The following is a 17452-nucleotide window of genomic DNA, read 5'->3' on the forward strand; positions in this document are numbered from 1 at the left end:
CGGCATCCCAGGCGGCAGGCCGGGCGGCACACTGGGCGGCATCCCAGCCGGCAGACTGGGCGGCATCCCAGGCGGCACACTGGGCGGCACACTGGGCGGCATACCAGGCGGCAGACTGGGCGGCATCCCAGGCGGCGGAGATCTGGTTCGCCTGCCCTTCCGTCAGGGTGGCGGCCTCACGCACGACCCGGACCACGCCGGCCCATCCGGGACCGAACGTGTGCTCCAGGTCGGCATCCGTGATCTCCAGTGTGGAGAGCACATCCAGCACATCGGCCACGGTGCGGTCCGGCCTGTCATTCCAGGACTCCGCCAGGCCCCGATGCTGGAGGACAGCCCTGACGAGGTACTCGTCACCGGTCTTGGGTGAGCACAGTCGGACCGCTCCGGTCAGACACACCCGCCCCAGGCCGTCCTTTTCGGTGTGCTGTGTCCAGCCGTGGGTCTGCATGTAGTCGTGCGCGAGACGCAGGCGGTGGGTGAGGGCGGTGGTGATCTGCTGGTCGGTCATGATCGGGTCTCCTGATGGTGGTGTGAGATCGGGAAGGCTGCCCGCGGGGGCGGCCGGGGTGGGTCGGGCTTCGGCGGGGCACTCGTCCGCCGGGTGCGACTGACGCATCGTCTTCGCCGCCGACCAGTGATGCTGGCCGCACTCCGGGCTGGCCTCGTCGGCGATGACGAGCCCGCATGGCGCCTTCGGGCAGGGGCAGGAGTCTTCGATGTCGGGACGCATCCCGAGGAACGAGCGGCCGATGTGGGTGGTGGTCACGGCGGGGCCTCCCGGTTGGGGGTCGGGTCAGGGTCAGGCGGCGTCCTTTCGGAGGGCGGCGAGAAGCCGTTCGCGGTTGGCTTGCTGCTGGGCGGGGCTGATCGGCATCCGTCCGTCCGCGGGCCGGTAGCCCTTCACGCGGCCCGTGGGTACGGCTTCGGCGTAGAGCCGGCCGAGGTGGTCGGCGGGCGGGTAGCGGAGTGCGCGGCGGGCTCGGGCGACGGTGGAGGGGTCGCAGTGGAGTCGGCGGGCGATGGAGGTGTTGGTGTGGCCTTCGCGGATGAGGGTGGCGATGTCGGCGCGGATTTTCATGCCGCGCTCTCCTCGGTCTCACCGACGGCCGGGCCCGTAGAGGCCAGGGTCTGGCGGACTTGGTCGGGCGTGTAGTAGGTGCCGCCACCGGCCAGTCCGATCTCGCCCCCGAGCTGCTGGGTCAGCAGGTCGCGGAGTTCGTTGTGGAGGGTCTTGACTGCGGGCCGGGTGCCGTCGCGGCGGGTCTGGCGGTATGCGGTCGTCCACTGGTCCCAGTCGAACGCGGTCTTCGGGTCGATGGGGAGCACCGCGTAGAGGAGGACTTGGTCGGTGATGGGGGCCCCGGTGTCGTAGATGGAGAGTTGGTTCATGCGGGTTTCGAGGATGTCGGCGACGCGGTGGATGGCGGCGTGGAGGTGGTTGGTAGGCATGGGTTCTCCCGTGGGTGTGGCCGGGGTGGGTTCAGGCTCTCGCGGAACGTTGGGGGGTGTTGCCCCTGAGTCAGTGGGTGGTGCGGCCGGTGGTCCGGCAGTCGGGGCAGGGTCGCCCGTGGCAGGTGCCACAGACCGCGGGCGGGTAGAAACTCCGCACCGTCTGGCGCAGGCGGCCGTTGTCGCAGGCGCAGGAGTGCACGCACGCCGGGAGCGTCTCCACCGGGCGGTCTGCCGGGATGACGGCGATCAGGGCGTCCATGCGTTCCGGGCAGTGCGGGTACAGGGTGACCCACGGACCCTGGGCGCCGGACGTCCACGCCTTGCAGGAGGGGCAGTCGGCCTCGAACGGGGCGGGCTGGGCGATGTACGGGGCGTACAGGTAGGTGGCCCAGCACATCCGGCTGCCGCGCCTCAGGGGCTGGTCGGCGCTGGCCACTACGAGGTCGCCGGCGCGGACCTGGTCGGCGCGAACGATGGTCATGCGGTCTGCCGGGTAGCCGTCGGGCAGGGGGCGCAGGGTGTCGTCGGTGGGGCGGGAGTAGGCGACGGCGGGCAGCAGTTCGAGGTTCACGACGGCCGTGTGGTGCTGGGTCATGGGGTCCCCCGGGGTGTGGTGTGGATACCCCACCACTGTAACCCATATTCCATTACGCATGCAATGGGTTCCGCGCACTCGCCCGCACGCGAAGCAACCCCCGGCGTGACAAGCGGGGGCTGCACCAGCGCTTCCCCTACCGCAAAGGAGTCGGATCGTGGGGGCGCTTGATCGGAGGTCCCATGCCGGGACACCTCCAGAATGACCGGGAATTCCGGGGGGTGTTGCCCCCTACCGCCCGCCGGCCTGCCCCTCGCCCGGCAGCGCCGTGTGGGACTCCAGACAGGTGCTGAGGCGTTGCACGGGGGACGGACACCCATGCGCCCCCACCCACACCCTCCCGCACGCCACCGGCCGGCCTCACGGTCAAACCATGGGGGACACCAGGGAACAGGCGTGCGCGGGCCGCGGGGACGGCACGGACTGCCCGAACGGGGAGGACGAGGTACTGGTGGACGGGGTGCGGTGCGAGGAATGCCGGCATCACTGGGAGCTGGACGAGACGGAGCGCGGCCGCCGCCCGGCGGTGGACGACGGGCTGACACGACCGGTCGGGGACCCGGACGAGGCCGGACAAGGGACCGCCGCGTAGGGCGTAGGGGGTGCGGTAGTCGTGCGGGGGAGGCAGCGCTGAAAAGCTCTCGCCCAGGATGGTAAAGATCAGGTCCGCACGACTACCGAATGCGTGACGCTACGCCCCACCAGTTACTCCTGTCACCACCTGCGTACGACCGGGCCACGGCCTACTGGCTGGCGCGCGGATCGTCCGCCATCTCCAGACCGGTGGTCAGTGCGTCCATGAACGCCCGGTTCCCGCGGGCCGGGTTGGCCTCGTCTGCCAGGCCCTGGCACACCTCCGGGGTGCGGGGGTCGGCCTGCCAGGCGCCGGGGTTGTAGTTCCAGTCGTCCCAGCCGGGTGCGGCTTCGGCGATGGCGTCGCTGCACTGCTGCTTGAGCTCGTCTTCGGAGAGCGTGGGTGCCGTGGACGGCGTCGCGGACGCGGTGACGGTGCTCGGGACCGTCTCGGGCTTGCTGTCGCTGCTGCTGCATGCGGTGAGCGTTAGGGTGAGGACGGCCAGGACGCCGGTGGTGGTGGTGCGGGTACGCATGAGTCCCCCCAGAACGTGTGTGTCTGAGGGGGCATCATGCCAGGACTGGCCGGCGGAGGAGCGGGCATGCGCAGGACCGGCTACTCGCCGACTGGCTCCCCACGCAGAACCTGCCGGGTCGTCTCCCCGCTCAGCCCGACCTCCCGGGCGATGGTGCGAGGGACGATCCCGTGGGCGTGGGCGGCGCGCATGGCCCGGTTGCGGAGGGCGACGTCCATGCGGGTCCGTCGGTGGGCGAGGACGCGTTGTACGAGCCGGGCGAAGCCGAGGAGGAACCGGCCCTGTTGCTGGCGGATCCGGTTGTGTGGGGTGGGGGCGGTGGGCGCGGCCAAGTGGGGTTCCTTCCGTCGGCAAGTGGATGTGTCGACGGTGGCGGAGCCGCTGGTGGGGCGGCAAGGACGCGAACCAGCCGCGGCGGGCGGGGCTCGTGGGTTGGTGGGGGAGGGGGATGTCACACGGGGCGCTGGCGGGACCGGGAGTCCCGGGTGGGCCCGACCGGAAACGCCGATGCACCCGAGCCGGAAGACCCGGGAGCGTTGGCGCGGCTGGGGCCGGGTTAGGCGGTGTCGCTGAACAGCGTCTCGCTGTACGGCTCGGCAAGCCGGTGTTCGCAGATCCGGGCGTGTGCCTGGTCCATCTCGATGCCGATGGCGTTCATGCCTTCGTCGCGGGCAGCGAGGAGGGTGGTGCCGGAGCCGGCCGCCCAGTCGAGGACGGTCCCGCCGGGCGGGCAGACGAGGCGGACGAGCCAGCGCATGAGGGCGAGGGGCTTGGGGGTGTCGTGGCGGACGCCGTCGACCTCCACCCGCTCGGACGCTGGCGTCTTCGACTCCAGGCGGAACACGGGGAACGAGCGGACTGAGTCGCCGACTTCGCGGACGGGACAGCCAGGCAGACAGCCGCCGGGCGGGCAATCGTGCCCGAGGAGGATGTTCGTCGGGTAGCCGCCGCCCGCGGGGCAACCAGCCACGTTGAGGCCGCCGACGCCGTGCCGCAGCAGGCCGCCCACGAGGGAGTCGTAGCCGGTGGACTTGCGGGCCAGCAGGATCGGGTCGTGTGCGGGCTTGAGGGTGGTGTTCCAGCCTGCCCAGCGGCGAGCCTCGTCGGACGCGGGCAGGGACTCGATGCGGTCCTCGGAGAACGCGCCGTACAGGCCCGCGGCGCGCGCACGGCCAGCCTTGCGGCTGACGATCTCCCGCTTTTCCCATGCCTCGCCGACGGTGTGCTTGCGGGCGTTGAGTTCGGTGACGAGCGGCAGGATCTCCGTGTCGTCAAAACCGATCTCTTCCCGGAGCCGCGCCCACTGCTGATCGGTGGGGACGATGGCGGCCTTGCCCTGCGTGGTCCACAGCCCGCCCATGCCGGAGAAACCGAACAGGGCGTCGATCCGCTTGTTCGTCCAACCAGCCGTGTCCCGGGCGGCGGCCAGCCAGGAAGTCACCTGCAGCACCTGCTCGCGGTCGTCACGGCGCCGGTCGATGGCGCGGGCCAAGTCGGTGCCCTTCGGCTTGCCGTGCGTGTAGATCCAGTCGAGTTGGTCGATGACGCGGAACCCGGCGTCCTCCACGGCGCAGGCCATGCGGTGGTAGGTGCGGGGGGCGCCGAAGCTGACGAGGTGCCCGCCGGGCTTGAGGACGCGCAGGCACTCGGCCCACAGGGCGACGTTGTAGGCGATGCCGGTGCGGTCCCAGTCCCGGCCGGCTATGCCGATCTCGTACGGCGGGTCCACGACGATCGCGTCCACGGATGCTTCGCCGAGGGTGGGCAGAACAGTGAGGCTGTCGCCGAGGTGGAGGATGACACCGTCGGCCTCGTAGTACGGGGTGGGCATGCACTCTCCCGGGAGTCGGCTGGGGCGTGGTTCAAGGATCGGCCGGTTTCGTCGTGGTGTTCCCCTGCTTGCGGTGAGGCCCCGGTCGCCGTAGGGGGTTCCCCGACTCCCGCAGGTCGTCCAGCATCGGACCGCTGTTCGGGAGCCCGGTTCAGGTGGCTGGTCGCCACGATCGGCACGTCCAGCTTGATCGCTGCGTGCCGGCACATGTCGGTCATGAGGGTAGAGCGGCCCAGGCCGGGCCGTGAGGCGATGACCGTGAGCCGGCCGGGGAGGTGGCCCCCGGTCAGGATGTCCAGCTCGGTGAAGCCAGTAGGGAAGGCGTGCTGAAGAGGCACGGTATCGGCTTCGTCTTGTCGGGTCCGGATGCTCATCGGGACCCCCGCGGCCGGTTCATCACGGCCTGCCGGGCAAGGGCGCGCTGCTGGTCGGACACCTCCGTCATGGAGACCGCTCGAGGCGGCGGAACGGGCCTCTCAGGGCGCTTCGCCGGCGCCTTCCGTGCGGGCGGGGCTGCGGAGGGCTCCGGGGGCTTGGCGGTTTGCTCTGCGGCCCGGTCCGCCCGCCTGTCCACGCCCCGCTGCTCACAGGAGACGCACGGCTGCCCGCTGTCGACGTTCGTCCGCTCGTCACACCGCGGGTCCTGGCACTCCGCATCCCGGCGCAGTATCGCCACCAGGACACCCACCGGCTTCTCGAGCGGGCCGACGGTGTCCCTCGAGGCGTAGTGCTTGTTCCACTTCGGCAGCAGCCGGAAGTCGACCAGCTGCCCCGCGGTGCGCCCTTGCGGCTGGCCGTCGGCCAGGGCCTCGAGGACCGCCGCCTTCAGGTTGCCGGGCGGGTTCGCCGGCACCAGGTCGGCGAGCTCCTTGGGGAGCGCCTGGAAGAACGCTTCGACGTGCTGCCGCTGGGCCTGGGTGAGGGAGGGGGGCTTGCTTTTGCCGGACGCGGCGGAGCCGCTCGAGCTCGAGCGGCTACTACCTGTAGTAGGCCTACGGCCGTCCGGAGAAGAAGAGGGCTCTGGAGAAGGGGTCTGGTGCGGGCTCTGGATATTGCGCAGCATCCGTGCTGCCAGACGCGCAGCATCCGTGCTGCTCCCCCTGGCAGCATCCGTGCTGCCCCCCTCGCCTTCACCCCCTCCCCCGGTGGCCTCGGAGGACTCCTCGCGGGCAGCCTTCACCGCCTTCGGGTTCACGCCCTTCGGCACCCCACCACGACGCTCCTTGCCCTGCGCACGCTTCTCCGCACGCCGGGCCTCGATGGCCTGCTTGGCCACGTCCGCGGCCTTCACGCCGGACGGCAGCGGGTCCTTCCAGTCGCCGTTCCCCTGCCACATCAGGGGCGCATCGTGCAGGTGGTAGACGTTCGCCTCGTTGTTCGCCGGGTTCTCCGGGTCCGGGCGCTCCTCGATGGTCACCATGCCGGCGACCGCCATCTCCACCAGGGTCCGGTCGACCGTGGAGACGGACACACCCATCTGCGCGGCCAGCTCTTTCCGGTACGGCTTGCCGCGTCTGGTGTTCCTGACCTGTGTGTCTGCGTAGGTCACCAGGATTGCGTACAGTGTCCGGGCATTCGTGGAGTATCGCGGGTCACACATCCACACGGCCGCGACCATGCCGAACGGCAGGTTCCCTCCGCGGCGAACTTCGGGGTCCAAGCTCACTGGTCAGCCCCCCCTCTTCCGGCCGATCGGGAAGGGGGTCCTACTTGGCGTACCGCAAACAAGCTCTACGATGGGCATGAAGCCTCGCTCATGACGTTGTGGTGCTTCGACTGCCAGCGGGCTGCGAAATCCGCTGGCCTTGCTTGGGCGGCCTGGCGGAGGAGTTGCGAGCTCCTGCCGGGCCGTTCTGCGTCTTCCGGGCCGTGGCTGCGATCACGGCGGTCGGAGACGCGACCATCACGACGTGCTGGCGGAACTGCCAGGAGCACGAGCTGGACCGCGCCCCTTGGGTGGGTGTTTCTCGAGGTACTCAAGGAGCCGGGCGGTGCGCATCATTCGCGTCTTCCCGGCGACCAGGTACGACTCCTGGCCTGGCTCGTCACCGAACGGCCACCGCTGCGCTGCGGGCGTTTTCTCGCGGTTCCTCGAGATGGCCATGTAGCGCAGGCCGCGGGGCGTCATGCTGCCGGCGAGGCCGCGGCGGACGATGAGCGTGGCGGCGTCGGTGAACGAGATGTATGCGGGGTAGTCGGGCTTGGTCATGCGCGCACCTCAAGCCGACTACTTCCCTTCAAGGGAAGGGGCGATAGGCTTGCCACGTACAGGTCCTTCCTTCACGGGTGGTCTGTGCTGGGCCGTTCGTCTTCGCAGGTCAACGGCCTTCGACGGTCGGCCGGTCTGATCACCGGTCGGCCGTCACCTACTGGCTACCGCACCCCCTCCTTCCGAGGCCAAGCCGCAGACGCATCGCGCACTAGCTCAGACACGAGCTCCACGCGGTCACCCGGGATAACGCGGATCGTCACCTCGAGTGCGTCACCTGTACGCCCTGATCTTCCTACCAGCGTCATCTCCATGACAGGCATGGATGCGGCGATCTCCAGAAGCTGCGCTTCCTCCTCGGAAGGCATGCGCGTCCTCACGGTCTCGATCCAGGAGAGCGGGCCGTGGCCGGCCTCCTCCAAGCGGTCGAGATATCCGCCTGGCCCTGTCGACTTCTCGCCGATCCGCGGGGCGTCTTCAACCGCCTGCGGGCTCAACCATGTGTCGACGATCTGGAACGGCGGCTCCTCTTCGGGCGACATGATCCGTCGTCGCCGCAGAACTTCACTGCTCGGTTCGACCGAGAACATCTCTGCAACCCGGTCGGGCGCCGGCTCGTATGACCGCCTGGGTGTGCCGTGCGTCTGCCATGCCTCGTCCGGGTAGCTGGCGGCAGGGAAGACGTACATGCCGGCGGTGCTACGGGTGACGACTTGGCTTCTGGTGATGCGGCGCCGCTCGGTGCGGGCCTGCACGACCGTCCCCTTGCGCGGTGCGCTCCGGACGATCCCTTCCGAAGCCAGCTGGTTCAACGCCGCCCGCACGGTCTGGCGCGCGAGCTTGTAGGTGTCCATCAGCTCGGTGATGGGCGGCAACGTACTTCCGGGCGGGTATTCACCCCCCTCGATCCGACCCCGCAGGAGCTCCGCGAGCTCCCGGTAGGTCTTTGGACCATCTTCGATCGGCATTGATGCCTCCTGTCGTGTGACTGCATTACACACTCTGGGCTAGCCTATTGACAAGTAGGGCTAGCCCAGAGATATGGTGTGTCTAGTCAATCACGACAGGTCTTAGCACGCAGAACGGCCCCCGGTGCTTCACCACCGGGAGCCGCGTGTGTAGACCAGCCCGCCTGTCCCCAGGAGGCACGATCCATGAACAGGATCGCACAGCCCGCACCCGCCAGTACCCCGAACACCTCCCAGGCCGATGAGGCCCTGCGTCGCGTCACCGCCGCGCAGATCGGCCCGCGCCGGCCGGGCACCGTCTACTACGACGGCCCCCGCCTCGTCGAGGTCCGCGCCGTCGTCATCGACCTCTCCGAGGCCCGCCGGATCCTACGCCGCAACGCCGCCCGGTTCGCCGTCCTCGTCCGCGACGTCCACGCCGGCACCGAGCACTACACCGGCGCCATCTGGACCGGCACCGACCGCGTCATCAAGGCGGTGGCCGCGTGAAGCAGCCCGCCCTCGAGGCCATCCCGTCCGGCGAATACTCCCCGGCCGCCGTCGCCCAGAACGACCCCCACCTCTACGCCGACGTCACCGACCTGTTCCTCCTCGTCGACCCGCTCTCCTACCTCGACGACGTCCTCACCTCCCTGGAGCCGGACGCCGCAGCCGCCGCCTACGAGCAGCTGGTCACCGGCGAATGGGACGGAAACCTGTGATGGACGCACCCTCCGAACTCGCCGACGCCCTCGAGGACTTCCACGGCTTCGCCTGGATCCCCGGCCTGGCCAAAATCCTCGACGGTCTCGCCGACATGGACACCGCGATCCGCGCCGGCCACATGAGCACCGACGCCACCCAGACCCTCCTGACGATCCTCGGCAACCCCAGCGTCCCCGACCTGCCCCACCTCCTGGCCGTCACCGTCCAGACCCTCACCGGACCCGACAACCCCACCCTCCACCACCTGCCCGACGACATCCGCAAGAACCTCCAGCACCTCGGCGAACTCCACGCCTTCGAGACCGCCGAATACATCCCCCGCGACCACACCAACGAAGCCGCCGCCCTCATTACCGAGAACCGCCTGCACACCCGGGGGGAGGTGCCGGCCATGACCGAGGAGCAGAGGAAGGAGCTCAGCCGCAAGAACGCCGAGAAGAACAAGCAGTCCATCAACCGCCCCCGCTAACCCCCGTCCGGGGCCCGGACCGATCCCGGCCGGGCCCCACCCCGCCACCGACCAGGAAGGACACCAACCGCCGTGCCCGAGCAGCCCCAGCCCCGCGAGTACTTCTTCCTCCTCACCATCGCCACCAGGGCCGGTACCGCCACGGTCCACGGCTTCACCTCCTTGGCCCCGGGGACCACCCGGCACCAGGCCTTCACCGCGCTCGCCAACCAGTACTTCCCGCAGGCCATGCCGACCCCCACCGTCCTCGCCTTCGACCTCCGGCCCAACCAGCTCTGACCCCCCCCGACCGGGGCCAGGCTCCCCCCCCCACCGGGCCCCACCCTCTGGCCTCGCCGGAGGCCGTACCGGCGAAAACCCCCACGCCGGTACGGCACCCAGCAAGTCCAGCGACACCCCCACCCGACACACCACCCGGAAGGACCACCGTGCACAAGGCCACCATCACCCAGGCAGGCATCCTCGCCCCCTTCGCCGTCCTCGCCGCCGGCCTCGGCAAGCAGATCGCCGACCACGGCGCCAGCACCACGGCAGTCATCTCCGTCGTCGCCTTCACCCTCACCACCGGCCTGTACTTCGCCGCCCAGGTCGGCCAGGCCATGCGCACCACCCTCTACAACTGCCCCACCAAGGGCTGCACCGTCTCCATCCGCGCCCGCAACACCAGCCCCACCGAACTCGACCGGCTCCGGACCCTCGCCACCGACCACGCCAAGCACGGGACCACGCGATGACCGGCAGCGAGTTCCGCCAGACCCACGGCGACCCCGCCCAGTGGGACAACCGCGAGTACGAGGCCTACTTCGCCCTCACCGCACAGCCGGCCACCCGCGACTGCTGGTTCTGTACCGCCCCCAACCCGGCCACCGCCACCCGCTGCGGCTTCTGCAACCACCACACCGACGACAACCCCAACCACCAGCCCGCCGCCTGAACCACCGGAAAGGACACCGATCCCCGTGAACACCACCCCGGCCGGCAACGAGCCGCACCGCCCCACCGAGGACGGCCCCCTCGCGCCCACCGCGCCGGGGCAGCCCCTCGCCGAACAGGAGGCCAAGCGCAAGCTGTCCGGCGGACAGATCGCCGTCCTCACCGTCGCCACCCTCATCATGGCCGCCGTCGGCATCGGCGGCGCCATCGGCACCTACGCCAACGCCAACGCCGAACTGAAGCGCTCCGAAACCGCCCTCGGCATCGTCGCCGCCGGCGAAGGCGCCACCCTCGTCGCCGCCCTCGTCATGGTCGGCGTCACCATGCTCGGCCAGGCCGCCCCCCTCATCGCCCGCGCCGCCCTGTGGGTCCTCCCCGCGGCCGCCGCCGTCATGGGCCTCGCCATCGCCCCCACCCCCCGCGAAGCCGTCATCTACGCCCTCACCCCGCTCGCCATGACCGCCTCCGCCGAAGGCATCAGCTTCCTCGCCCGCCGGATCGTCGTACACCGCACCGGCACCGACACCGAGGCCCAACGCCGCAACGCAGAGATCATGCGGCAGATCGCCTTCCACGCGGCTCAGGCCGAACGGCACCCCGAGGAGAAGGTCCGCCAGGCGTCGGCTCTCACCGCGTGGAAGCTCATGCGCCGCGTCGGAGACGGCGACGCACAGCTCGGCTCAGGGCTCATCGCCGTCCAGCGTGAGCGGTTCACCGACGGCGCCAACTCGGCTCTGCTGTCCATGCTCACCGGCACCCCTGAGCCCGCCCCGGCTCACCCCGCCCTCCCGGCCATCGAGTCGGGTGAGTCGACCGGTGAGCCGACCGGCAGCACCGTGATCCTCAGCCAGCGGCCTGAGCCCGTCGGCTCGGCTCACACTCCGGCACTGCCCGACGCCCGCACGATCATTCAGCCCTCTGACCAGGTGATCCGTCGTGAGCCGGTCTTGAGCCAGGGTGAGCCCGCTCTCGCCAAGACCGTCCAGGCCGCCGCTGAGACGGCCGCCGGTGAGCCGGGCGAGACGGATCAGAGCACCGACGAGAAGGAGCAGCAGATTGCTGAGCTGGCTCACCGGCTCAAGTCCGGTGAGCGGCTCACCAAGAACACGGCGGCTCAGCTCCTCGGTGTGAGCCCGGCGACCGCGGGCCGTCGGCTCAAGGACGCCCGGGACCGGATCAGCGACGGAACGGGGATGTACCTGTGACCGCCACCCGCACCCCCGGCCGTGAGCCGCGGACGGTCCCCCCGTCCGCGGTACCGGCCCGCCCCGCACCCGCCCGGTCGGCGACCGCCCCCGCGACCCCGGCCGCCCCGCCCTGGACCCACCGCCTCCTCCCGGCCGCGCTCCGCAACGCGATGACCGACCTCGGCTGGTGGCAGAACCCCACCCCGCAGAAGCCCTCCGCCCACCTGAAGCAGGTCCTCGACACGCTCCACCGGTACGGCTGGTGCCAGTCCCTGGACGTGTCCCCCACCGGCCGGATGTGCATCCGCGGCGCCCAGAACCTCCTCGAGAAGACCGGCCACGTCACCCCCGCCGCACGCGAGCGGGCCGTCGCCTACATGCAGCAAACCCTGAACGAGGCCGGCATCCAGATGAGCTTCTTCACCTGGAACGACCTCCCCGGCCAAACCCCGGCCACCGTCGAAACCCTGCTGGTCAAGGCCGCCTACAAGGCCCGAGCGAACGGAGAATAAGCAATGCACAACAGCCCCGAATTCCACGACCCGGAATTCAACGACGTCATCACCGGCGGATACGCCGACCCGCACCCCTACGGCATTCCCGCGCAGCCGGTGAAGACCGGCCTGACCCCCCGCGGAAAGGCCGCCCTCGGCATCGGCGGCGCATTCCTCGCCTGCGGCAGCCTGTTCGGCTGGCAGCACTACGCCGCACAGCAGGCGGAAGCCGAGCAGAAGGCGCAGGAAATCGCCCTCAAGCAGCAGGAACTGCGCCTCGAGGAAATCCGCGAACTGAACAAGGCGACCGCCGCCCAGATGGAGACCCAGGCCGCCGTCGACACTGCCCGGCAGAAGCAGATCGACGCCTGCGTCAACGACAACAAGGGCCTGATCGGCAAGCAGCTCGGCGCCTCCTACCGGTCGGTGGTGGAGGACTGCCAGACCCAGTACCCGGCCACCCTCGGCAGCGACATGCAGGCCGCCGCCACCACCACCGGCACGGGCGACGACGGCGGGGTGAACCCCGGCGCCCTCCTCGGGGCCGGCGTCCTCGGTCTCGGTCTCGCCGTCGCCGTCCGAAAGAGCACCAAGAGTCACCCTGCGTAGTTCTTACTACCGGTCGGCACCCCGGAAAGACCCGCCCACACCCCGCAATAGAGCCCCCGACCAGGGGCTCACCCCCAACGAGATCAGTAGTAGTAACTACCGAAAGTGAGGAGCAAGATGGCGAGCGACACGGCCCCCGCGGCCGTCCCCGGCCCCCACGCCCCGCCCCCCAGCACCGCGCCCACCACCCCCAGCAACGGGCAGCAGCAGGGCGGGATCGCCGGGCTGCTCGCCCCCGTCGGACCCGCCCGCGCCGACTTCAACCTCGACCCCGCCACCGGCCCGGCCGACACCCCGGAGCAGGCCGCCACCGGAGTCACCAGCGACACCTACCAACTCGAGGAAGCCGCCCCCGAAAAGAACTCCGGGACCACCCGCAACGGCGGCGGCACGCCGAAGGAAGGCGTCGTCAAGGCGTGGCTGCGGGCCGGCGCCGAACGCTGGCGGAAAGGCGGCGACGCCCGCCTCAAGCGCCTCGACATCCAGAAGGCAAAGGCCCAGGCGCGGCAGGTCAAGGAAACCGTGACCGTGAACCGCTCCGAGAAAATGGCCGGCGGGTCCACGAATTCCAGTACCGGCAGCAAGAACAACGCCGCCGGGAAATCCCTGAACAGTAAGTCCAACGGGGCCGGAAACAGCGGCGGCACGGGGCCGAAGAACCGAGGGGCGGGCGGCACCAACAATTCCGGTGGCGGCCAGTCCGGCAGCACCGGCCGTAGCGGGGCGGGCGGCCAGACCGGCGGCGGCAGCCGCGGCAGCAACACCGGGACGAAGACCAGCGGCGACTCCCGGCGCACCAGCACGGGCCCCGGCAAGGACTCCACCGGTGGACGCGGCGCAGGCAAGGACAGCGGCTCCGTGAAGCAGCCCGGCGGCGGCAGCAGCACCGGGCCGAAGAACGACACGAAGCCGACCGGGCCGGGGCCGAAGACCAGCGGGAGCAGCGGGGGAGGCACCGGCAAGTCCGGGACGGCCGGCACGCAGGACCCGGCCGGGAAGCCGGGCAAGGACGCCCCCAGCCCCAAGACCTCCAGCACGGCCAAGGACACCAGCAAGCAGGCCAAGACCGGCCCGGCCCCCGACACCGGCAAGAACACCCCGACCGGCAAGGAGAACCGGCCCACGGGCCCCGAGGCGAAGGACGCCGGGTCCACGGGCGGCACGGGCAAGGTCAGCCTCGACAAGACCGGCCGCAAGAACGACAAGACGACCGACGGCACGGGTACGCCCGACAAAGACCCCAAGACGCCGCAGGACGGCGGCACCGGCACGCAGAAGACACCGCACGGCGACAAGGACACCGAGCCCCGCAAGCAGCCCGGCCCGCGCGTGCCCGCCCAGCGCATCAACCTCCAGAACTCTCGGGAGGCCGGCTACCGCGACGGCACCCGCGCCGCCAAAACCGTCGCCCACATGCACGCCTGGCGCGACGGCGCCCGCGACGGCTACGCCGACACCACCCAGGTCGCCGCCCGCGAGAAGACCCGCCTCGATGAGGCCCACGCCCAGCGCAAGCAAGCCCGCACCCACCCCGAGGACCAGCCCGTGACCGCACCCGCCTCCAGCGCCGACTACCAGACGGTGCCGCCCAAGCCCGACCACGCCCCCGGACCCCAGCCCGTCCCCGTCACCAGCACCGACGCCACCCACGTCCACCTCGGTGCCGGCGCCGCCCGCGACCGCATCAGCCGCGGCGAGGTCCGCACCCTCCGCCAGTTCCAGCAGCGCCTCGAGACCAAGGCCGACACCATGACCCGCGTCGGCGACGCCACCCGCGTCCTCGAGCAGCACGCCCAAGAGCAGGCCAAGCAGATCACCCAGCTCCTCGAGCAGGCCCGCGGCATCGCAGGCGGCGACAAACTCGTCACCGCGCTCACCAAGCTCGCCGACCACGCCCAGGTCCAGGTCGGCAAGGCCGGCGAGATCCGCACCCGCGCCGCCCGCGCCGCAGAAGCCTGCAAGGCCCTGACCGCCAACACCGACACCCGCTACGGCGGCATCTACCAGGCCGTCGTCGACTCGCCCGAGACCAGCCCCGCCGAAATGGCCTACTACCGGAACATGGAGACCGCCGGTGCCTGACCTGACGTACGCCCAGCTCGCCAAGCAGACCGCCGCCCTGGCCCGGGATGTCACCCGCTCCAGCGAAGCCATCCGCGGCCACGCCAAAAGCCTCGCCGACGAGGCCAAGGACACCGCCCGCCTCGCCGAATCCATCGGCGCCCTGAAAGTCGACTCCGCCACCGTCGCCGAAACCCGCGAACTCGCCCGCCTCATGGACGGCCTGGCCGCCGGCGTCATCGACTACGCGGCCGCCGGGGACACCACCGCCCGCGCCGCACAGGCCGCCCACGACCAGAACCAGGCCAGCCACGCCCGGATCGGCGAGGCCGCCGCCCGCTCCACCGCCGGCCGGGAGGTCTACGACATCGACCGCGGCTGGCTCACCCAGGAATAGCCCCCGCCCCCGCGGCCGGGACCACCCCGGTCCCGGCCGCCCCGCGAACCCCCGCCCAAGGAGCCCCCGATGAGCCAGCCCACCACCGCCCCCGCCCGCCCCGCAGCCACCGAACGCGCCATCGCCTACACCACCAGCCTCGCCCCCATCGCCGTCGGCACCCTCGCCCCCTTCCTCGAGGGTTCCGCCGCCTTCACCGCGGCCATCGCCTACGGCACCGGAGCCGGGTTCCTCGCCGCGAACTACATGAACCGGCTCCCCGACCACCTGGTCGACCAGCTCCCGGCCGGCGACATCATCCGCGCCCACCGCTCCCCCCTGTTCACCTCCACCCTCACCACCGGCATGGCCCTGGGCATCGGAACCCTCATGGGCCCCGACGGCGCCGACGCCCTCATGGCGGGCATCCTCAACGTCCCCGCCAACCCCATCCCCGGCATCGTCTCCCTCGGCTGGTGGGCCGCCGTCGCCCTCGTCCCCTACAAACTGCGCCTCGTCCTCGCCCGGCAGCGCAAACCCAAGCCCCTCACCGCCGCGCCCCCCGACACCCCGACGGGCGCGGCGGCGCCCCGCACCCCGGCAGAGAAGATCGCCTACCGCTGGCACCAGGTCATTTCCAACCGGGACACCGGCACCCACAAGGGCCAGCACCTCACCGTCCGCACCATCTCCGCCATGCGCTGGCAGGGCACCATCACCGCCCCCACCGGCGCCTCCGTCACCGTCACCGCCGACACCATCTCCTCCGCCTACCAGCTCCCCGCCGACTGGATCACCATCCGGCCCGGCACCCACACCGGCGAAGCCCACATCACCGTCAACCTCCAGCCCCCCGCCGAACTCGACCCGTCCACCCTCACCGGAGCCTGGACCAAGTGGGCCGCCCGCGCCGGTGGCGTCATGGCCGGCACCCACCTTGAAGAAGTACGCCCCGACCCCGTCACCGGAGGAGAAGTCGCCCGAGTCGTCGCCGACGACAACACCGACGCCCTGCCCACCCCCGACATGCGATCCCTCGTCGGAGCCCTCCGCACCAGCCCCCTGCTGCTCTCCTACGAACCCGGCACCAACCCCCGCAAGGCCGTCGTCCGCCTGATGAAGGAAAACCCGCTCCGCGCCGGCGTGCCCTTCCCCGGCCCCCACGCCCTGCTGCCGTCCGAAGGCGGCTACATCCGCATCGGCGTCGCCGTCTCCGGCCGCCCCGTCCGCCTCCAGCTCCTCGACCCCAAACTCGGGGCCCGCCACGTCATCGTCACCGGCGTCACCGGCTCCGGAAAGGGCGGCGTCCTCCAGCTCATCGCCCTCGCCTCCCACCTCGCCGGAGCCGTCATCCTCTACGGCGACCCCAAGGGCTCCTCCAACCCCGCCATCGAGCAGATGGCCGCCCACTCCGGCCTCGGGGAAGACGGCGCCCTATGCACCCTGCGCATCGTCCGCGCCCTCGTAGAACACCGCATCAACGAGACCGCCCGCCTGAAGCTGAAGAACTTCGACCCGTCCGTCATGCGGCACGTCGTCGTCATCCTCGATGAAGCGTCCTCCCTCCTCGGAGACAAGGCCCAGCACCGCGCGGAAGCCAGCAGCATCATCGACCTGGTCGCCCGCAAGGGCCGCTCCCTGGGTGTGTCCCTCGTCCTTGCCAACCAGATCCTCCAGCTCGACCAGCTGGGCGGGAAGTCGTCCATCCGGGACAACGTCGTCGGCTCCGGCGGCGTGGTCATGCTCCGCTCCGACTCCTCCCAGCGCAACCTCATCGACCTGCCGCCCGGCATGGAATCCGTGAACCCCGCCGACATCCCCGCCACCTGGAGCGGCGAGGACGACACTCTCGTCTATACCGACGACGTGAAACTCGCCGACCCCGAATCCACCTTCGGCCTCGGCTACTTCATGACCACCGACGGCGTCTGCTCCATGGGCCGTTCCCTCACCCTCGAGGACGCCACCGAACACGTCGACCCGGACAAGGTGGAAGTCCCGGACGACTGGCCCGACTGGGACGACCGCGACGCCATCGCCGCCACCTCCACCCTGGAGGGCGCAGACAGCGACGACACCGGCCTGGACGACGACGGCAGCGGCGGCACCGCGTCCCTGCTCTCCGGCATCGACCTCGGACCGAAGAAGGGTCCCACCGCCGAAGAGAAGATCCTCGATGCGCTCCAGAGCTTCGCCGACCCGGCCGGCCTCGAGACCATCTACACCAGCCGCGAGACCATCAGCCGCGTCTCCGGCGTCACCGGCTCCACCCTCGACAACACCCTCGGCAACCTCCGCCGTAAGGACTTGATTCACCGGGGCGCCGACTGCGGGCGGGAGCGCGGCACGTACGCCCTCGGTCGCCTCCCCGACGACGCGTAGCGCAGCGACCCCAGGCGACCGGCCCCCGGAACCCACTCCGGGGGCCGGCGCATGCCCGGGGGAAGGGCC

Annotated in this window: 22 protein-coding genes and 2 pseudogenes; 13 read left to right on the forward strand and 11 right to left on the reverse strand. The window is 70.8% G+C overall.

The features are described 5' to 3' along the window. From TU30_RS26460 to TU30_RS26475, 4 genes and pseudogenes are all read right to left on the reverse strand, one after another. Window positions 1–769 (reverse strand): annotated as a pseudogene (locus TU30_RS26460) (hypothetical protein); the annotation flags it as partial. 33 nt (window positions 770–802) lie between these two features. Next, complete coding sequence (locus tag TU30_RS26465; RefSeq protein ID WP_042174494.1) at window positions 803–1081, reverse strand: helix-turn-helix domain-containing protein; 279 nt, start codon at window positions 1079–1081, stop codon at window positions 803–805. Continuing rightward, window positions 1078–1452 carry a hypothetical protein gene (locus tag TU30_RS26470; protein WP_042174496.1) on the reverse strand — a complete coding sequence of 125 codons (375 nt, stop codon included), beginning with the start codon at window positions 1450–1452 and terminating at the stop codon, window positions 1078–1080. Before TU30_RS26470 ends, TU30_RS26465 begins: the two co-directional genes overlap by 4 nt. A gap of 70 nt (window positions 1453–1522) precedes the next feature. Beyond that, a complete protein-coding gene (locus tag TU30_RS26475) occupies window positions 1523–2050 on the reverse strand; it encodes a hypothetical protein (protein ID WP_052479915.1) in 528 nt (175 codons plus the stop codon). A 373-nt stretch (window positions 2051–2423) separates the two neighbouring features. Here TU30_RS26475 and TU30_RS26480 point away from each other — a divergent pair, with 373 nt between their 5' ends. After that, window positions 2424–2642 (forward strand): hypothetical protein, encoded by a 219-nt coding sequence (locus TU30_RS26480; protein ID WP_042174498.1) that lies wholly within the window; start codon window positions 2424–2426, stop codon window positions 2640–2642. 151 nt (window positions 2643–2793) lie between these two features. Here TU30_RS26480 and TU30_RS35665 read toward each other — a convergent pair whose 3' ends face one another. The 7 genes and pseudogenes from TU30_RS35665 to TU30_RS26515 all read right to left on the reverse strand — a co-directional run bounded on the left by TU30_RS35665 (window position 2794) and on the right by TU30_RS26515 (window position 8167). Beyond that, complete coding sequence (locus TU30_RS35665) at window positions 2794–3159, reverse strand: hypothetical protein (protein WP_042174501.1); 366 nt, start codon at window positions 3157–3159, stop codon at window positions 2794–2796. 80 nt (window positions 3160–3239) lie between these two features. Further along, the gene (locus tag TU30_RS35670) at window positions 3240–3491 is read right to left on the reverse strand and encodes a hypothetical protein (RefSeq protein ID WP_042174503.1); all 252 of its coding nucleotides are present in this window, start codon (window positions 3489–3491) and stop codon (window positions 3240–3242) included. 224 nt (window positions 3492–3715) lie between these two features. Then, the gene (locus TU30_RS37675) at window positions 3716–4990 is read right to left on the reverse strand and encodes a DNA methyltransferase (RefSeq protein ID WP_052479916.1); all 1275 of its coding nucleotides are present in this window, start codon (window positions 4988–4990) and stop codon (window positions 3716–3718) included. A 200-nt stretch (window positions 4991–5190) separates the two neighbouring features. Further along, window positions 5191–5364 (reverse strand): annotated as a pseudogene (locus tag TU30_RS37680) (DnaB-like helicase C-terminal domain-containing protein); the annotation flags it as partial. Next, a complete protein-coding gene (locus TU30_RS26505) occupies window positions 5361–6539 on the reverse strand; it encodes a hypothetical protein (RefSeq protein WP_158719367.1) in 1179 nt (392 codons plus the stop codon). The pseudogene TU30_RS37680 and the gene TU30_RS26505, both read right to left, overlap by 4 nt. Window positions 6540–6893: 354 nt before the next feature. Continuing rightward, window positions 6894–7199, reverse strand: a complete 306-nt coding sequence (locus TU30_RS26510; protein ID WP_042174508.1) for a hypothetical protein — start codon at window positions 7197–7199, stop codon at window positions 6894–6896. Window positions 7200–7363: 164 nt separating this feature from the next. Then, on the reverse strand, window positions 7364–8167 hold the full coding sequence (locus TU30_RS26515; protein WP_052479917.1) for a GntR family transcriptional regulator: 804 nt from the start codon (window positions 8165–8167) through the stop codon (window positions 7364–7366). 186 nt (window positions 8168–8353) lie between these two features. Between TU30_RS26515 and TU30_RS26520 the strand changes: the two genes are divergently transcribed. The 12 genes from TU30_RS26520 (at window position 8354) to TU30_RS26575 (ending at window position 17383) form a co-directional block, all read left to right on the forward strand. Beyond that, window positions 8354–8656: a hypothetical protein gene (locus tag TU30_RS26520; RefSeq protein WP_042174510.1), complete on the forward strand. Its 303-nt coding sequence runs from the start codon at window positions 8354–8356 to the stop codon at window positions 8654–8656. Beyond that, window positions 8653–8868, forward strand: coding sequence for a hypothetical protein (locus tag TU30_RS26525; RefSeq protein WP_042174512.1), 216 nt, complete (start codon window positions 8653–8655; stop codon window positions 8866–8868). The genes TU30_RS26520 and TU30_RS26525 overlap by 4 nt, the downstream gene beginning before the upstream one ends. Further along, window positions 8868–9341 carry a hypothetical protein gene (locus TU30_RS26530; RefSeq protein ID WP_042174514.1) on the forward strand — a complete coding sequence of 158 codons (474 nt, stop codon included), beginning with the start codon at window positions 8868–8870 and terminating at the stop codon, window positions 9339–9341. Before TU30_RS26525 ends, TU30_RS26530 begins: the two co-directional genes overlap by 1 nt. A 72-nt stretch (window positions 9342–9413) precedes the next feature. Beyond that, window positions 9414–9620, forward strand: coding sequence for a hypothetical protein (locus TU30_RS26535; RefSeq protein ID WP_042174516.1), 207 nt, complete (start codon window positions 9414–9416; stop codon window positions 9618–9620). 149 nt (window positions 9621–9769) lie between these two features. Continuing rightward, window positions 9770–10075: a hypothetical protein gene (locus TU30_RS26540; RefSeq protein ID WP_042174518.1), complete on the forward strand. Its 306-nt coding sequence runs from the start codon at window positions 9770–9772 to the stop codon at window positions 10073–10075. Beyond that, complete coding sequence (locus tag TU30_RS26545) at window positions 10072–10275, forward strand: hypothetical protein (protein ID WP_042174521.1); 204 nt, start codon at window positions 10072–10074, stop codon at window positions 10273–10275. The genes TU30_RS26540 and TU30_RS26545 overlap by 4 nt, the downstream gene beginning before the upstream one ends. Window positions 10276–10300: 25 nt before the next feature. Continuing rightward, window positions 10301–11479, forward strand: a complete 1179-nt coding sequence (locus TU30_RS36170) for a hypothetical protein (RefSeq protein WP_052479918.1) — start codon at window positions 10301–10303, stop codon at window positions 11477–11479. Beyond that, window positions 11476–11973, forward strand: a complete 498-nt coding sequence (locus tag TU30_RS26555; RefSeq protein WP_042174525.1) for a hypothetical protein — start codon at window positions 11476–11478, stop codon at window positions 11971–11973. The genes TU30_RS36170 and TU30_RS26555 overlap by 4 nt, the downstream gene beginning before the upstream one ends. Window positions 11974–11976: 3 nt before the next feature. Continuing rightward, entirely contained in the window at window positions 11977–12564 is a 588-nt protein-coding gene (locus TU30_RS26560; RefSeq protein ID WP_042174527.1) for a hypothetical protein, read from the forward strand. A gap of 117 nt (window positions 12565–12681) precedes the next feature. Further along, complete coding sequence (locus TU30_RS34700; protein WP_052479919.1) at window positions 12682–14646, forward strand: hypothetical protein; 1965 nt, start codon at window positions 12682–12684, stop codon at window positions 14644–14646. Next, window positions 14639–15022, forward strand: coding sequence for a hypothetical protein (locus TU30_RS26570; RefSeq protein WP_042174529.1), 384 nt, complete (start codon window positions 14639–14641; stop codon window positions 15020–15022). The genes TU30_RS34700 and TU30_RS26570 overlap by 8 nt, the downstream gene beginning before the upstream one ends. 69 nt (window positions 15023–15091) lie before the next feature. After that, window positions 15092–17383: a type IV secretory system conjugative DNA transfer family protein gene (locus tag TU30_RS26575; RefSeq protein WP_042174530.1), complete on the forward strand. Its 2292-nt coding sequence runs from the start codon at window positions 15092–15094 to the stop codon at window positions 17381–17383. The last annotated feature ends 69 nt before the right edge of the window (window positions 17384–17452 follow it).

Source organism: Streptomyces sp. NBRC 110035 (assembly GCF_000829695.1).
Lineage (GTDB): Bacteria > Actinomycetota > Actinomycetes > Streptomycetales > Streptomycetaceae > Streptomyces.